Genomic DNA, 16,689 nt, shown 5'->3' with positions numbered 1-16,689 from the left:
GCTGATCTTATTGGGTGATATTTCATCCCTTTTTCTATTTCCTTTTTTGCCTGAAGGGATAATCTTGAGGAAGATGTATGAATAACACTATACACGGAGCTGAAAGTTTGACTCAATTCTAGAGGTGCCATGGATGTAGTAAGTTCGATAAGAGTTAATAATAAATTTTGAACCATCGGCTCGTAATACTTCAAAGACCTCCCAATAGGATGTACCACTATCAGCTGGTTGTGGTTGATAACCAGAAGGGCAGTTCAGTGCCAAAGCTTGTAAGTCTGACTCATTCACTCTAAATACGTTGAAGTATCGCCCGTTAGCTTCAGCCACCCTCGCCCAGTGACCATAAATGACAGAGTAGTTATCATTGTGATCTAAATGCCATTCCCAATCACTACCATCGGCTAAACCACAATAGACATAAGTTGAGATTTGGGCCTGAGCTGACATGGCCAAAAGTGCTGTGATACAAATAAGGAATTGTTGTATTTTCATTATATAAGACCAATTAATAGTTATTACCGTTATCAGAAATTACATTGGATACTATCTTGGTTTTATATTGAGGGGCATTATCAAAATGGAGTGTCTATTCTAGATTTTAATCTTGGTTGGATTCTTGCGTGAAATCTTGTGAAACTTCGAATCTAAATATTACAAATCAATCACTTATAGTGTTTCTCTTTGTGCGTTATATATAAAAAATAACAAAAGAAACAGTTAGCAAACAAAGAAAACAAATATGAGCTTGAGTGCTTATTATTTTTGCCGTATGTTTTGCTCATCCTTAATCGGGATATATGCACTAAATATGCATTCATGTTTGTCTTTTAACTCTGTACAACTTCGCTGACCGTATTGATTACGGTCAGCTTTTTTATTTAAGTACACTGAAAGTTTGGTAAACCGCAAGATTCGATATCAGTCACATAAAGCAGTTGCTTAGCCTTGAGTATTTACTTTAATTCGGGAAGTGATACGCAAAAGGTTTATGAAAAAGCTGAAATAAGCGACACATTTTTATCCACAAACCAATATTGGCTATGCTTACTTTGCCTCAAGGTAATTAGTATGTAATGGGTTGTTAATGAGACTTTAGCTGGCTTCTCCGTGCCAGCTTTTTTTTGCCTGAAATTTGGGGTCTTATCTAAAGACTAGAGCTAAGAATCAATCACGCTTTATCCCTAATCCCTATTTTCTTTGGAGCTGAGATAGTTGTTTTTAAGGCCTTAAATATTCAATCGCTAACCAAATAATTTATCTAATTAAATTTTTCAACTTATTGTAATTAAAAGGCAATCTCAAATAGAAATGGTAATTGTTATCATTTATATTATGCATCCCCGTATGTCTGGGGAAGGCGTGAACCTAGTGCTCACGGAATAATAGTAATTGATTTATAGGTCCAAAATGTTATCAGTTGTAAAACAGTCCCAAGAAACGTCATTTGACACGGCTAATCAAAAAAATGAAAGTAGAGAGGTCATCTCTATTGCAAAGGTGGAAAATTCCAAGCGAGAGTTAAAGCCCCCCCAAGCGCCAGTTTTTAATAGCGATAGAAAAAAAAATAGAGCCAATGTGGTGCGTCTGGATGACCGAGCATTATTGAAAAATGAAATACAATCCTTGAGCAAAGAATTTGATGTGCAAATAGCACGTCGTGGTTTTTTCTCATGGGAGTTAACCAGTGATTTATATAGCAAGGTACGGGTATTTGATTCTCTGAAGTCACTCAAAGACTATTTACAAGATAACTATTCTAGTGATAAAGCGCTGGCATCAAACATAGAGCAAGCATGGGGTGTAGAAATCACTCGTTCATCAAATACAAACTACCCATGGAAAGTTAGCGGCGGTGCGCTGGAGCAAAGCTTTCGTTTCCCATCATTGGAAAAAATGAAGCAAGCTCTGCAAGGTGGTTTTTTGAAACACAGAGCAAAACATATGGTCGCTATGGAGAGAATGATAAGAGGGCGAGATGTTCATAATGTGACCTCTTTTACTCCAAACGAGTCGGGACCAGTACTGGTTATTGATGGCGGTGACGACCTTGCTGTAAGTTTGGAGAATTCAGGTCTACCACGCTCTTTGGTTTTAGCTGCGCAAAGTACTCTTTTATACCCCGTATTTGCAGGTGTAGTGTTTACCGGTTGGAAAGGGGCTAAGGAAGAATCTGATGAGACTCGTGAAGCGTATTCCGATCTTAAAGCTGAGCAAAACACACTGAGAGAAGATATTGGCGGCGCGGTAATGAAAGCGCTGAGTGATGAGTTAGTACTAAAAGAGCAATTGATTAATGCCATTGATAAAAACCAAATAGAAAATATCCAGAGTGCGTTACTTGAACAGCTCAAATTTAAGGCCAATGTACTAGAATCGGTCCAACCCATTTTAAAATCAGGTAAGCAAGCTGACGGTAACCTTAAAACACTCACTGATAGTATTGCCACGCTAAAACAGCTTAAGGAAGAAGTAGCTAACCATAATCAGGTGATGAGCACTAAGGCGGACCTTGATATCACTGTCCTTCCCGAGAATGTGCAAAAGCTGTTAACGACTAATAACCAAAGCCAGTTATTTGATCCGTCCTCACCAGAATGTCATGAATTTCTTCAGCAAGTTGCGAAATTTAAAGCCAATCAGGATGACAAAGTGGCCAAATTTGCTGATGCTTATGTGGCCTCAGCATTTACCGAATCTGGTCTAAGTGGCATGTATTGGGGCATGATCTCTTTTGAGGCTAGAGCAACGATAGAGGCGTTGGCAGGTACTTCAGTGCAAACTTTGACGAATGCTTTGTCTCAAGTTGGTGATGCGTTTAATGTGGTAGGCCAAGCACAAATGGTGGTGGCTGGTTTAACTAAAACAGCGCTTGGAATCCATGAAGCTAAGTCTTTAAACGATTGGTTAGATCAGATCCGTGACTCAAAAGTATTAGATAGCTCTGATAAAGACCTAACCGAAGTTAAAGGAATTCTAAGTCAATTTAATCGCCATCAACGTAATGTCGTAATTGCAGAAACGCTCGGTAACTCAGTGCTTACTCTCGGACAGCTAGGTATGATACTTGGTGGGCCTCTTGGGACAGGCATTGCGCCTGTGCTTTATGCTGGCGTTGGCGCGACTATTGGAGGGGTTGGATTAAGTCAAATCGCTGCTCAGTATTCCAACAAGGTATTTGAAGTCTCTGATGAGAAGTCAGACAAAGAGAAAGAGATCGGCCGCTGGTCTGAGCCCGGTAAAACCCCATTCGAAGTCATTCAACGCAGGATCAAAAAGCTCTATGAACTGAGCCAAGATCAAGCGCTACCAAAAGTGTGGTTAAACATCTTCCAAACCGCTGTTAAAAACCCAGACAAAAACGCCAGTGAAATTTTACAAGCTGCGGGTAAGCCTTTACTCAAATACGGTGAAGAGCATTCTGGGCACTACAGAAAGCTGTACCGCGAAGCCTTTGATAAGATCAATGCCGATAACTCGACGCTTGATGTGATAGAAAAAGCAAAACAGGCGCTCAATAAGCAAGATAACTACACTGGCTTTTCAGCCTTTGTAGCGCAGCATATTGCCAAGCAGCAAAATATTGATATTCAGCCGCAAAATAAAAACGAGCGATTTGATCAGATTGATTCTTTGTTTAAGTTCGCCGAAGAGCAGGGCTTTGCCAATGATTTTGAACGTCGAATTGTAAAAAGATTAACCAGCAAAAACGGTTACCTTGGTAAGAAAGAGGGCAAAGTTGACTCGAGTGATTATATCAGTGTGATTGAAGCCAACAAATCTAAAAAGCCTTGGCAAATTCCTAACCCAATTGCGCCTGCGGTGAATTTATATCGTTTAGCTAAACAATTGATTAAGCCTATTGTTGGACGAGAGTTTATGTCGTCAGCGATCAATATCCCGGGAAACTGGGGCCATAAAGATACCTCGGTTTACGTATTTAATCGTGATAAGTTTTTAGCAGATTTAGAAAGCTCAAGTGATAATAGCGCTCATGTAGACGATGTGTGCCGCGCTATTTTCACCCCGCAAATGACCAGTGAGGTTAAAAACTGGGTCGGCAAAGACAACCGCCACGTGTTTGAAGAATCGATGCGCAAGATAGGCAAGCAAACACTACGTGATAATGTACTGCGCCCAATCGTCCACGGCGCGTCTGAGCAAATCAAACTCGCCGACCAAATCGAAAGCCTTCAGTAATGTAGTACCATAAAGTAAAACCCACTTAACCTTGAGAGAGGTTAAGTGGGTTATTCCTATGTCACCAAGAATTAGTACTTCGTGTTTCTCTATATCAAACTTAACCCTCAAACTGTATTGACCATAAACATGGGCAAGTATTAAGCAGGAAGAAGAGATCAAGAAACAGCTTCAGGCACAAGAAGGCATGGCCTTTAAGAACCTGTTTGTTAATGCGAAAGGAAAAGATACCAAAGCACCGGAATTAAAAGCGATAGGGCAGGTTGAAGCGAAAGATGCGTTTAAGGATGTGAAGAATCAGACCATAGCGGATGTATTGCCCCTTCATCATGTACCAATTGAGTTAATGAGCGTTCGCCGCGAGAGTATTACGTCACTTGACCTTAATAAGGTTGATTGGCTATTTCACAAGAATGAACTTTTACCGCTGATTGATATGATGCAAGAGTTGAATGATTTTGCGGGGCAAGAGGTTATTACCCCGAATGAATATAAGCAACTTGACTATACTTAGCTTTTTTCGTTGTTAGAAACCTTAACCTTTTTTTTGTAGTAACCAAGATCGTACATGCAGTCTGAAACCTCAATTTTGACCTTAGCATACCTCTTTAAGTCTTCATTCAATTCTTGCATGTTGTATTTAAAAGAGCTTACTACGGCTGACAAGCGATTATGATAGTCACATTTATCTTTCGCGGCTTTCAACTCTTCAGACGTTGCCACGACTGCGTCCGGTCTTTTTACCCACACACTCTTCTCTGCTGGAGGTGAAGATTCATATTTTGATACACAGCCAGAAAGTAACAATAGAGCCATTATTGGTATGTTTTTTTTCATTTTCATAAAAGCGTTTAAAAAAGGAGTTTGATTGTATTGTTAATTTAGATAAATTCAATAGTAAGATTTTAATTGGTTATGTTTTCTCTATTTATGCATATTGGCTTTTATCCAGATTTGGAGCGACAAGAGCTGTTTTAAACGATTAACGGGCAAACGATTAACAACGATTAACGCATACTTTAGGTGTGTGTCCTCGCTGAACTCTTCTTGCATAGCATTGGTTGGATTGCCGATAAAAGGATGTAGGCACGGAGCGGTGGATAACGGTTGCTTTAATGCATCAATACGAGCTTTTACAGAGGTATAATCTGAGGTCTCGGGTGTGTCGGCGATACCAGCCCGTATGGGGTTTAAGTCCACATAAATCATGGCTGCTGCGAGTGCTTTCTCATCCAATAAGGCTTGGCTTTTAAATCGACTTTCCCAGAAATGGCCAGTGCACTTATCTTCACGATTTGCTCGGCAAGCGATATCAAAGTTGAGCCCTTTCATGTACCAACTTAAATTCCAGAGTCGCCCTCTCCATTGCTCAATAATTTCAAAGCATTTCTCTGTCTCAGACTCGCTGGTTAATTCACTATTCATCCAGCGGTGGATTAAGTGAGGCAACTTATGTAATTGACCCCAGCGTGCAACCACCTCATGAGCGGACAATGTGAACGCTCTATCTTTGTTAATATTTACAACCAGATGGTAGTGATTACTCATGATGGCATAAGCACAAATATCAATACAATAGACACTAGATAGGGCATATATTTTCTGTACTATCCAATCTCTTCGATGTTCGTAGCTTTTTTGAGTAACTGCATCTTCCCCGCATAGAAAACTGCGCCTTACGCAACGTGAAACGCAATGATAGTAGGACGTGACGTCAGGAGAAACGAGTTGTTTTCTGGCGGTGGTCATTGGCTTTTCCTCACTCAACGAGTAAGAAAATATAGTAAAAGCTAATTGAAAGAGTTGTGGTGCAACAAGTGCTTAGGGGATAACCACACTTATTTCATACTTTAGGTGTGTGTCCTCGCTGAACTTATTATCGATTAAAAACAATTGTCTATAACCACCTTGAATGTATGGCTTTTACCCTCATATATTATGTTGTAAAGCAATGGCTTGCATATTAATCGGTATTTCTAACAACAGGGGCGTTTATAATGCATGACTATGCAATATTTAATCATTCAAGGTCTACGATAGGAAGGTTCCTTGGAGTAGCATCATTTGTTTTGGCTTCCGGCCTTACTTCAGGTTTCGCTGTATTGACAGCCGCAACGGGAACTACAATTTTTGCCGGAGCAGGTATTACCTCTGCTCTTGTTTATATTGGCTTGCATTGGGTTTTCAACCAACAATTTTGGCGTCTTAAATGGTTTGAAATTCCGGATATCAATGGTCTTTGGGAGGTTAGGGGAGAAACACTAAATGAAGATGGTACTGTCAAATATCATTGGGAAAGTGAACTAGATATAAGTCAGAAGTGGGAGAAGATACTTATTTCTCAGGAAACAACACAAAGTTGTAGTAACAGCTACACAGCAACACTTGAGAAAAGAAACACCACTAAAGGGGGAAGCATTCTGCATTATAGCTACAAAAACACTCCAAAGACTGGCGAATTCACTGAGTTACAAAATCATACTGGCTACTGTGAAATCAAGTTTGATCAAGATGCTAAGTCTGGTGAGGCAGCTTACTTTAACAGTAATGGTCGACGAACGTTTGGTAAAATGTATCTAACTAAAAAGGAAGCCTAAATGATTGATTTTGAAAAGCGATTAGCTAAGTTAAAAGATAGACGTCAAGGTGCATTAGAGAGAGCAACCCCCGATAGCATGATGATTTTGGAGAAAGCTGGTTCTTTCTCTTCACATCTTGATAATCGGGAAAGAGAAGCATATGAAAAACTAGGACAGAGTGCTTCAATTAAATATGCGATCGGAGCTATGAGTGCTGTTGATGATGCATCTACGCAAGTGTCTATTCGAGAAGGTGAACGAGTTGCCGAAACTTTAAGTGGTTTGTTAAAAACAGCTGGAATTAATACTACGTATAGAATGCAAGGTTCAGTGCCTTTAAATATCCATATTAAGGGGCATTCAGATGTAGACATGTTAATTCTTGAGGAAAGTACAATCCTCGTCCAAAATCCAGTAGTTGATACTTTTCGATATTCAGAGCCTACGGATAAAAGGCCAATGGTTGAGATTATTAAAAGGCTCAGAGAGGTAAGTGAAGAAAAACTTACAACTCGTTATCATGAAGTAGAAGTTGATTGCGATAATGCTAAAAGCATCGCTATGAGTGGCGGAAGCCTTCAAAGAAAAATTGATATTGTACCATCGTGCTGGCTCGATACAGCCGAGTATCAGAATACAAATGATGAATCGGAACGTGGCGTGAAGATCTATGATAAAAAATCTCATATTCTTCTAGGGAATGCTCCATTTAAACATATCAAGCTCGTAGATGAGAAAGACAAAATTTACCGTGGGAACTTAAAAAAGTGTGTGCGTCTACTTAAAACACTTGTTGCTGATATGCCTGATTATAAGAAGGTTAAAGCGAAAGAGTTATCCAGCTTCGATTTAGTCGCAATTGTTTATCATATGAACGACTTGTTGAACGTGAATGCTTATACCCCTTTAGCTTTAGTTGCCGCCATTGAAACTCAATTGGGTAATCTTCGTTATATTGAAGTGTTAAGGGACATTAGTGTTCCAGATGGTTCACGAAAAGTTTTTAATTCTGACAAGAAGCTCGAAGCATTAGCAATTTTTCACGATGAAATTTCGGCGTTGTCTAGAGCCATTTATAAAGATTTGGTTCCAGGAGTACTTCATACTTATGACTCTAAAGTTCTGAATGAAAAGGTTATTGCACTTTAAGGCTTATTTACCTCCAGTTTCTACTATAGGACACGTTATAGTGTCCTTTATTTTTGGTGGAGTTGTTTTGGATTAAGTTGAGTGTAGACTTGCCATAGGATGTTTAAGTTTCTATGACCTGTTACTAGCGCAACTTCCTCTATAAAGTAGCCTTTTTCAAACAACCTACTTGCTCCCTCTCTTCGTAAATCGTGATACCTCAAGTCTTCAATACCCAATTCGTTCCTTACTCGCTGAAAGCCTGCGCTAACACTTCGCGAGTTGTAGGGAAAAATAAGTTCACCCTTGTTCGGTTGTTTTAGTGCGATCTCAAATGACTCGCCAAGCAACGGCACTATCATGTGGTTACCTTCTTTCTTCCTTGGGTCTTTTCTATCTCTAACGAGTATTGTTTTATGTTCTTGGTTGAGGTCTTCCCAACGAAGCTTACAAACTTCATCGATACGCATACATGTGAGAATGCTGAACTCAAGAATATCGGTGAACGGGATTCGAGTTTTGCCGTTTGGCCTGAAAGACTCACGCTGTTCTAATCCAAGCTTCAAGCGCTTTAGTTCTTCGGAAGTTGGGCGACGAGTTCGCTTTTGGCTCTTTCCGATTAATCCCATATCAATAAGTACGGGAACGGCTTCATCAAATATCTGGTGATTGGTGTCGATGTTGAAGACAGGCTTAGACTTTTTCATTACAGAACGTAGGTAAGCAATATCATGATAAATCGTTGCGGGTTTGGCTCCTGCACCTCTTCTGTTTTTACAGTGCTCGATTAAGTCGCTAGTTCGTAACTGATTACTCTCAACTTGGGCGATGTCGCAATCCCTAAGAATCTTAATCACATAGCGTTTGGTGCGGCCTGTATTGTCCCAAAGATCTCGTTCGACCATGAATAAATCGAGGAGTACCGAAAGGGGGACTGTTTTTGGCTGATTGAGTACCCCTTGAGCTTCTAGTTCAGCTACCCTTTTTTTACCGAAAGCTTTAGCGAGTGCTTTCTTTTTTAGAGTTTTGCTTTCCCTGTGTATAATGCGCGAATTCTTTTTAACGATGATTGTTACCTTGAACCTTGGTTCACCGCTTTTTAGCTTTCTGGTCTCGATGGTATAACTTGCCATTGTCCAACTCCTAAAGGGGTACTTGAGGGGTACTACAGGAAGTAATTCCGTTTAATTCTAGGTAATTAACTGTATGTTTGTACAGTATTAATTGAGACTGAATCATGACAAACACTAATAAAACCAGTAAATACGCTAGTAACCGACTTTCTGTTGCACCTATGCTCGATTGGACGGATCGTCATTGTCGCTACTTTCATCGATTGCTGACCAGTGAGGCTTTGCTGTATACCGAGATGATCACGACAGGGGCGATTATTCACGGTAAAGGTGACTTTTTGGCCCATAACCAAGAAGAGCATCCGGTTGCGCTTCAGCTTGGTGGTTCAAACCCACAAGACTTGGCCACTTGCGCTAAGCTTGCGCAGCAAAGAGGCTACGATGAGGTTAACCTTAATGTTGGTTGCCCATCAGATAGAGTGCAAAACGGTCGTTTTGGTGCTTGTTTAATGGCTGAGCCTCAGCTGGTGGCAGACTGTATTGCGGCAATGCGAGAGGTGGTAGATATCCCAGTGACAGTGAAAACTCGCATTGGTATCGATGAGCAGGACTCTTATCAATTTTTGAGCGACTTTGTATCGATTGTCGCTGAAAAAGGTGGCTGTGAGCAGTTTACTATTCATGCTCGCAAAGCATGGTTATCTGGCTTAAGCCCAAAGCAAAACCGAGAGATCCCACCGCTGGACTATCCACGTGCCTATCAGCTTAAACAAGACTTTGCCGATCTCAACATTGCCATTAATGGTGGTGTAAAAACGCTTGAAGAGGCAAAAGAACATCTTAAGTATTTAGATGGTGTTATGGTTGGCCGTGAAGCGTACCAAAATCCTTACCTACTCGCTCAGGTTGACCAAGACATTTTTGGTTTGGATACGCCGGTGAAAAAGCGCACTCAAGTGGTGGAAGAGATGTACCCGTATATTGAGAAGCAGTTATCAAACGGCGCTTACCTTGGTCATATCACTCGTCATATGTTGGGCCTGTTCCAAAACATGCCCGGCGCGCGCCAGTGGCGTCGTTATATTAGTGAAAATGCTCACAAGCCTGGTTCTGGTGTGGAAGTCGTAGAAACCGCTTTGAGTAAGATCCCCCAAGAACTGAATGTGTAAATATTACCTATTGATGACTATAACTTGGTAAATTTCACCAATTACGATTGTTTATATAAAGGGCACTGTATTCAGTGCTCTTTTTATTTTCATATAAATCAGTGAATTAACTTTAAACCTTAAACTTGGCGTAGTTTCTGCAGTGTTACTGCTAACAAAGGAGAAAACGATGCTAGAACTGATCTTTATATTGGTTTTTATTGCCACCTTGCTCGTGACTGGCTTTACCATGCTAACGGTCTTCACTGCTGCCGGTTTCGGTTTATTAGTGATGGCCTTATTTGGAATGGTCGGCGCTGTGTTTAAGCTCATTCCATACCTTATTGTCATTGCAATAGGTATTTGGTTTTTCAAAAATTACGTATGTAAACACCGCTAATTCGCGCAAGAATTTGACAATTCCCTGCCTACAGAATGTGTTATTATCGCTGCAACATCTTTTTTGTAGATAGGCTCAGGAGTTCAAATAATGAACAAAACAGCACTGGCAGCGATGACTGCAGTTGCAATGTCAATGGTAAGTTCTGCAGCGATAGCAGAGGATTCTGTGGTGGCAAAAGTGGGTGCTGAAGCCTGGTGGATACAAACTGAAGTCAATGAGATTGATCGCGATAAAGAAGTGACGCCCTCTATTTATGTCGCTATTGAGCACGACCTGAACTATGTCCCCAATGCTAGATTAAGAACCACTGGTGTTGATAACGAATATATGGCGTTTGATAAGCTGGACTTAACTCTGTACTACCCTGTCTTGGAACATGACTTATTGCATTTTGATGCGGGTATTACGTTCAGTGACCTAAGTAACACCAAATACAAAAATGCTGATAATAGCCAAACCAAAGATTTTAATGAGTTGCTATGGGCCTTTTATGGTTATGCAGAAATAACGGTGCCAGACACTAACTTTGATATTATTGGTGAAATGAATTTTGGTGATAGCAGCGGCATTAAGAGTACCGATCTTATGGCAGGGATGCAGTATCGCATGCCGATTAAAGACTCGACATTAACTTTTCGTGGTGGTTATCGTGTCATTGACCTTGAATCTGACGAGTTTAAAGCGACGACAACTAATACAATATTGGGCAAGCCTTTCATCATGGCTAATGGCTTCTTTATCGGAGCAGAATACAGCTTCTAGCCATTATTAAGATACACAAGAAAACGCTGCGTAATATCGCGGCGTTTTTTTATTCCCATTAGTTATAACGCCATGGTTTTTATTAGCAGTTCTTTGTCCCGTAGACCATGATTAATAATGATGATTGTCATTAGTTATGGGAAGGATTCTTATGACGATAAATGAACTTAGAAATCTTTACCGAGAAGAACAGCTCGTTGAAGCCATTATTGAACCCTCTGCTCAGGAAGGTACTTGGATAGTTGAATTTCGTCATGCCCGTGGTGGGTTTGTTTTACTCACCGATGTTCATGGCGAAGAATGCCATTATCCAGACTTAGATCTAGCGTCGAAATCTGCCATGGCTGTTGGTTTTACTCAAGTTCGTGTAGAGGTAGATTGATCGCTTGTGATGAAAAAACAAGCTTTCTTTAATTCAAAAAGTTATAAAACATTCATTTCTATTCTTTCTTGTTATTAAAGGGAGTGGTTAATCTAACATAATGCAATGAATAGGGATGTCGAAACCATGTCTTTAAATAACAAGGTGCCACCTTCTGGGCTACCGCCAGAATTACCGCCAATCTCTCCCCCTTTAAATGACCAACAGTTGAACTCGCTTCAGCAAACTATTTCAGAACTGTCACCACAACAATTGTCGTGGGTCAGTGGTTATTTATGGGGATTATCTCAAGCTCAGATGCCAGCCTCTGAGCAAGTAGCATCAAGTGTTCAAGTTGCGTTGGCTGCCAAGCCTGCTGGGAAGTTGAGTATTATTTTTGCTTCTCAAACTGGTAATGCTAAAGGTGTGGCTGAAGCGCTAGAAAGTGAGGCAGCTTCTCAAGGTATTGCCGTTCAGCTATACGACGCCAGTGACTACAAAGGTAAGCAGCTAGCCAAAGAAACCCATGTAATTATTGTTGCTTCGACCAATGGTGAAGGTGAGGCGCCAGATAATGCTATTGAGCTACACGAGTTTCTTCAATCGAAGAAAGCGCCTAAATTGCCCAATTTACAATATGGCGTAATTGCGCTGGGTGATTCGAGCTACGAATTTTTCTGCCAGACAGGAAAAGATTTTGACTCTTGTCTTGCAAAACTTGGCGCTAAGTCATTTATCGAGCGCATTGATTGTGACGTTGATTACGAAGCCGACGCAGTCAACTGGAGCCAGAAAGCATTAGAGCAGGTAAAACAAGACCTAGCATTGACCAACAGCGAAGCTCAAGTCGTGCAGTTGCCAATTGGTCAGTCCTCACCATCGCCTTACAATAAAAAACATCCTTACCCTGCCACCTTACTGACAAATCAGAAAATAACAGGTCGCGAATCTGGCAAGGATGTACGTCATATTGAGATTGATTTAGAGGGTTCGAGTTTAAGTTACCAGCCGGGAGATGCACTTGGTGTGTGGTTTGAAAATAGCTCTGACTTAGCCAATGCCATATTGTCCAAGGTGTCACTATCTGGAGTTGAAAGCATCGAGCTTGATGGCAAAAGCCTATCTATTCATAGCGCATTGGTGAGCCAGTTCGAAGTCACCGCGGCTAATCCACAATTTGTCACTAAGTTTGCCGAGCTTTCAGGGAGTAAAAAATTACTCAAACTGGCAGAAAATAAAGACAAGCTACGTGAGTACGCCAACCAGACCCAGATTGTTGATGTGCTCGATGAGAAGAAAACTCAATTATCAGCGCAAGAATTGGTGAGCATGCTGCGTCGTCTTACGCCACGTTTATATTCGATTGCATCGAGTCAAAGTGAGGTGGATGAAGAGGTGCACTTAACGGTGGGTTTGGTTGAATATCAGCAAGGAGGTGAGCAACGTTTTGGTGGCGCATCGAGTTTTCTCAGTTGTCGACTTGATGAAGGCGCCGAGGTAAAAGTGTTTGTTGAGAGTAATAACAACTTCAAGCTTCCAGCAGATGATAGTACTCCCATTATTATGATAGGGCCCGGGACAGGTATTGCTCCGTTTCGCAGCTTTATTCAAGAGCGTGATGCTCGTGATGCGCAAGGTAAGAATTGGCTATTTTTTGGCGATCGCACATTTACTCAAGATTTTCTCTACCAAGCTGAGTGGCAAAAGTATCTTAAGTCTGGCGTGCTCAACCGTCTTGATGTGGCATTTAGTCGCGATCAGGGTGAAAAAGTATACGTTCAACATCGTATTTTGGATAAAGGTGAAGAAGTGTGGCGCTGGCTTGAGCAAGGCGCTTATATCTATGTTTGTGGTGATGCCTTACGTATGGCAAAAGATGTTCATCAAGCCTTGATCCATGTCGTCGAACAACATGGCAAACGATCTCGAGATGATGCCGAAGAATTTATTAATCAGCTACGCAAAGAAAAACGTTATCAAAAGGATGTCTACTAATGAGCACTTCAATAATCAATAATACTCAACCTTTATTAGGGGAAGCGCTTGGCCCATTGGCGGACAATGAACGTTTAAAAAAAGAGAGTAATTTTCTGCGTGGTACGATAGAGCAGGATCTGCAAGATCCGATCACTGGTGGTTTTACGGCAGATAACTTCCAACTTATCCGGTTCCACGGTATGTATCAGCAAGATGATCGTGATATTCGTAATGAACGCGTAAAACAAAAACTCGAGCCTTTGCATAATGTGATGCTTCGGGCGCGTATGCCTGGGGGGATTATTTCGCCGCTACAGTGGCTAGCGATCGATAAGTTTGCGACGGAACATTCTCTGTATGGCAGTATTCGCTTAACCACACGTCAGACGTTTCAATTTCATGGTGTATTGAAACCCAATATTAAACTTATGCACCAGACGTTAAATAGTATCGGTATTGATTCTATTGCTACAGCGGGGGATGTGAACCGCAATGTGTTATGTACTACTAATCCGGTAGAATCAGAACTTCACCAACAGGCTTATCAATGGGCTAAAAAGATCAGTGAGCATCTATTACCCAAGACCAAAGCTTATGCAGAAATCTGGCTTGATGGGGAAAAGGTAGAAACAACGGAAGACGATGAGCCAATTTTAGGTAATCATTATTTACCCCGAAAGTTTAAAACGACAGTCGTCATACCGCCACAAAATGATGTAGATGTTCATGCCAATGACCTAAATTTTGTTGCTATAGCTAAATCAGGCAAGCTGGTGGGCTTTAATGTTCTTGTGGGCGGCGGTTTGGCCATGACGCATGGCGATACATCGACTTATCCTAGGCGAGCCGATGACTTTGGTTATATTCCACTAGACAAAACCCTTGATGTTGCTACTGCGGTAGTGACGACTCAGCGAGATTGGGGGAACCGATCAAATCGTAAAAATGCCAAAACTAAATACACGCTAGATCGCGTTGGCAGTGATGTATTTAAGGCAGAAGTAGAAAAGCGTGCCAGAGTGCAGTTTGAAAAGAGTCGACCTTACGAATTTACCGAACGAGGGGATCGAATCGGCTGGGCTGAAGGCATTGATGGTAAGCACCACTTGACGCTCTTTATCGAAAATGGTCGCCTACAGGACTATCCAAATAAGCCGCTCAAATCAGGTGTGGCAGAGATTGCTAAGGTTCACCAAGGCGATTTTCGTATGACGGCCAACCAAAATCTTATTGTTGCAGGCATATCGAATAAAGATAAAGCCCAAATTGAGCAAATTGCACAGACACATGGTTTGATGGATAAAACGGTTAGTGAGCAACGTAAGAACTCCATGGCGTGTGTGGCATTTCCAACTTGCCCTTTAGCAATGGCAGAAGCAGAGCGTTTCCTACCCCAATTTGTTACTGATGTAGAAAATATACTTGAGAAACATGAATTGCCTGATCAAGACAACATTATCTTACGTGTTACAGGATGTCCGAATGGATGTGGCCGAGCTATGCTGGCAGAGATTGGTTTAGTGGGTAAGGCGCCAGGTCGATATAATTTGCACTTAGGAGGAAATCGTGGTGGAACGCGAGTACCTAAGATGTACAAAGAAAACATCACAGAAAAACAGATTTTAGAAGATATCGATCATCTAGTTGGGCGCTGGTCGAATGAGCGCGAAGAAGGTGAGCATTTCGGAGATTTTACGATTCGTGCAGGCATTATCAATGAAGTCATAGTGTCTAAGAGAGATTTTTATGAATGATTCGGTCATTGAAAAACCAGATTTGGATTATTTGCTCAGTGCAACAAAAACTGAGCAAACGCTGAAGTTGGCGAAAATAAACGTTCAACTCGAAAAGCAAACTGCTCAGGAAAGGGTAAGTTGGGCTTTGGAGCATCTTGAAGGCGCGCATGTGGTTTCATCGAGTTTTGGTGTCCAAGCGGCAGTAATGCTGCATCTTGTTACCCAAATAAAACCCAATATCCCAGTAATACTCACCGATACTGGCTATTTATTTGCTGAAACCTATCAATTTATCGATGAGCTGACTGATAAGTTAAGTCTCAATCTCAAGATATACCGTTCGCAGCAAGGTACAGCTTGGCAAGAAGCTCGCTACGGTAAATTGTGGGAACAAGGGCTGGAAGGTATTGAAAAGTATAACCGCATTAATAAGGTTGAACCTATGCGTCGAGCACTCAATGATCTAAATGTTAAAGTATGGTTTTCAGGGTTGCGCCGTGAACAATCACACTCACGTGCGCACTTACCAATATTATCTGTCCAAAATGGGGTTTTTAAGTTTCTACCTATTATCGATTGGACGAATAAAGATGTGCACTATTACCTAGAGCAGTATCATTTGGAGTACCACCCTTTGAGAGATGAAGGTTATCTATCTGTTGGGGATACACATACCACTCAGAAATGGTCGCCTGGAATGAGCGAAGAACAGACTCGATTTTTTGGTCTTAAGCGGGAATGTGGTCTTCATTATGATGAGAGTGACGGTTCAGGCATATAAGTAAGTATTTATATATGAATGAAAGGCTGCTACGGCGGTCTTTTTTATGTGCCGCAGCTGAAATTGTGGATAACTCTGTGAATATCAGCTTGAAATTCTATGGGTAAACTTGAATAAATAGAAGTTTGAATGAATATTAGGCGCTTAACCATTGTTTTTGCGTTTTTTTTAATTTACCTCTTGCTAATGTGATAGCGATCTCTATAATGCTTCCTCGTCGACAGGGCAAGGGCTCACAAGCTCAATTAGCAATGTCGATAGGCAAAAAAAGAAATATAAAATAATTTAAAAAAGTGTTTGACACTATATTTTATATCGCTAGAATAGCCGCCTCTTCTTTGAGAGTTAACTAAACCAAAGAAGAATTGCTCTTTAACAATATAAACCTATCAATCTGTGTGGGCACTCGTTGATGATAATCCAAAAATGATTCTATTGAATCACTTTAGGTATCAATGAACTGAGTGACCAATACAAATAACGACTTTCTCTTGTAGAAAGGCATTATTTGGCACAGTCAATTCATTATCGTTCTGTTCCTATT

The 16,689-nt window shown here is 41.0% G+C and carries 14 protein-coding genes and 1 pseudogene; 11 read left to right on the top strand and 4 right to left on the bottom strand.

Annotation, left to right across the window (positions count from 1 at the left end; all coding sequences use genetic code 11):
- Nucleotides 1–87: 87 nt before the first annotated feature.
- Complete coding sequence (locus KO511_RS00835; RefSeq protein ID WP_215985626.1) at nt 88–492, bottom strand: hypothetical protein; 405 nt, start codon at nt 490–492, stop codon at nt 88–90.
- A 915-nt stretch (nt 493–1,407) separates the two neighbouring features.
- Here KO511_RS00835 and KO511_RS00830 point away from each other — a divergent pair.
- Together KO511_RS00830 and KO511_RS00825 are read left to right on the top strand one after the other, a co-directional pair.
- Nucleotides 1,408–4,197 (top strand): hypothetical protein, encoded by a 2,790-nt coding sequence (locus tag KO511_RS00830; protein WP_215985625.1) that lies wholly within the window; start codon nt 1,408–1,410, stop codon nt 4,195–4,197.
- A 142-nt stretch (nt 4,198–4,339) separates the two neighbouring features.
- Nucleotides 4,340–4,711, top strand: a pseudogene (locus KO511_RS00825) (phage portal protein); the annotation flags it as partial.
- Here the strand turns inward: KO511_RS00825 and KO511_RS00820 are convergent.
- Both KO511_RS00820 and KO511_RS00815 read right to left on the bottom strand, forming a co-directional pair.
- Complete coding sequence (locus tag KO511_RS00820) at nt 4,708–5,040, bottom strand: hypothetical protein (RefSeq protein WP_215985624.1); 333 nt, start codon at nt 5,038–5,040, stop codon at nt 4,708–4,710. The pseudogene KO511_RS00825 and the gene KO511_RS00820 overlap by 4 nt on opposite strands.
- 81 nt (nt 5,041–5,121) lie before the next feature.
- Nucleotides 5,122–5,946: a transposase gene (locus tag KO511_RS00815; protein WP_252724200.1), complete on the bottom strand. Its 825-nt coding sequence runs from the start codon at nt 5,944–5,946 to the stop codon at nt 5,122–5,124.
- Nucleotides 5,947–6,194: 248 nt separating this feature from the next.
- On the opposite strand from KO511_RS00815, the gene KO511_RS00810 reads away from it, so the two are divergent.
- Both KO511_RS00810 and KO511_RS00805 read left to right on the top strand, forming a co-directional pair.
- On the top strand, nt 6,195–6,794 hold the full coding sequence (locus tag KO511_RS00810; RefSeq protein WP_061040022.1) for a hypothetical protein: 600 nt from the start codon (nt 6,195–6,197) through the stop codon (nt 6,792–6,794).
- On the top strand, nt 6,795–7,925 hold the full coding sequence (locus KO511_RS00805; protein WP_215985623.1) for a hypothetical protein: 1,131 nt from the start codon (nt 6,795–6,797) through the stop codon (nt 7,923–7,925). It abuts the gene before it with no gap.
- Nucleotides 7,926–7,972: 47 nt separating this feature from the next.
- Here KO511_RS00805 and KO511_RS00800 read toward each other — a convergent pair whose 3' ends face one another.
- Nucleotides 7,973–9,037, bottom strand: a complete 1,065-nt coding sequence (locus KO511_RS00800; RefSeq protein ID WP_215985622.1) for a site-specific integrase — start codon at nt 9,035–9,037, stop codon at nt 7,973–7,975.
- A 104-nt stretch (nt 9,038–9,141) separates the two neighbouring features.
- Here KO511_RS00800 and dusA point away from each other — a divergent pair, with 104 nt between their 5' ends.
- The 7 genes from dusA (at nt 9,142) to KO511_RS00765 (ending at nt 16,145) form a co-directional block, all read left to right on the top strand.
- Nucleotides 9,142–10,146, top strand: a complete 1,005-nt coding sequence (gene dusA / locus KO511_RS00795; RefSeq protein ID WP_215985621.1) for a tRNA dihydrouridine(20/20a) synthase DusA — start codon at nt 9,142–9,144, stop codon at nt 10,144–10,146.
- A gap of 169 nt (nt 10,147–10,315) precedes the next feature.
- The gene (gene pspG, locus KO511_RS00790) at nt 10,316–10,525 is read left to right on the top strand and encodes an envelope stress response protein PspG (RefSeq protein WP_215985620.1); all 210 of its coding nucleotides are present in this window, start codon (nt 10,316–10,318) and stop codon (nt 10,523–10,525) included.
- A gap of 90 nt (nt 10,526–10,615) precedes the next feature.
- Nucleotides 10,616–11,290 (top strand): TIGR04219 family outer membrane beta-barrel protein, encoded by a 675-nt coding sequence (locus KO511_RS00785; RefSeq protein ID WP_215985619.1) that lies wholly within the window; start codon nt 10,616–10,618, stop codon nt 11,288–11,290.
- A gap of 151 nt (nt 11,291–11,441) precedes the next feature.
- Nucleotides 11,442–11,672: a hypothetical protein gene (locus KO511_RS00780; protein WP_125322373.1), complete on the top strand. Its 231-nt coding sequence runs from the start codon at nt 11,442–11,444 to the stop codon at nt 11,670–11,672.
- A gap of 126 nt (nt 11,673–11,798) precedes the next feature.
- Entirely contained in the window at nt 11,799–13,646 is a 1,848-nt protein-coding gene (locus tag KO511_RS00775; protein ID WP_252724199.1) for an assimilatory sulfite reductase (NADPH) flavoprotein subunit, read from the top strand.
- A complete protein-coding gene (gene cysI, locus KO511_RS00770) occupies nt 13,646–15,382 on the top strand; it encodes an assimilatory sulfite reductase (NADPH) hemoprotein subunit (protein WP_215985617.1) in 1,737 nt (578 codons plus the stop codon). The genes KO511_RS00775 and cysI overlap by 1 nt, the downstream gene beginning before the upstream one ends.
- Nucleotides 15,375–16,145: a phosphoadenylyl-sulfate reductase gene (locus KO511_RS00765; protein ID WP_215985616.1), complete on the top strand. Its 771-nt coding sequence runs from the start codon at nt 15,375–15,377 to the stop codon at nt 16,143–16,145. The genes cysI and KO511_RS00765 overlap by 8 nt, the downstream gene beginning before the upstream one ends.
- Nucleotides 16,146–16,689 lie beyond the last annotated feature (544 nt).

Source organism: Vibrio hepatarius (genome assembly GCF_018860525.1).
GTDB lineage: Bacteria > Pseudomonadota > Gammaproteobacteria > Enterobacterales > Vibrionaceae > Vibrio > Vibrio hepatarius_B.
This window is presented reverse-complemented; position numbering and strand designations above follow the sequence as displayed.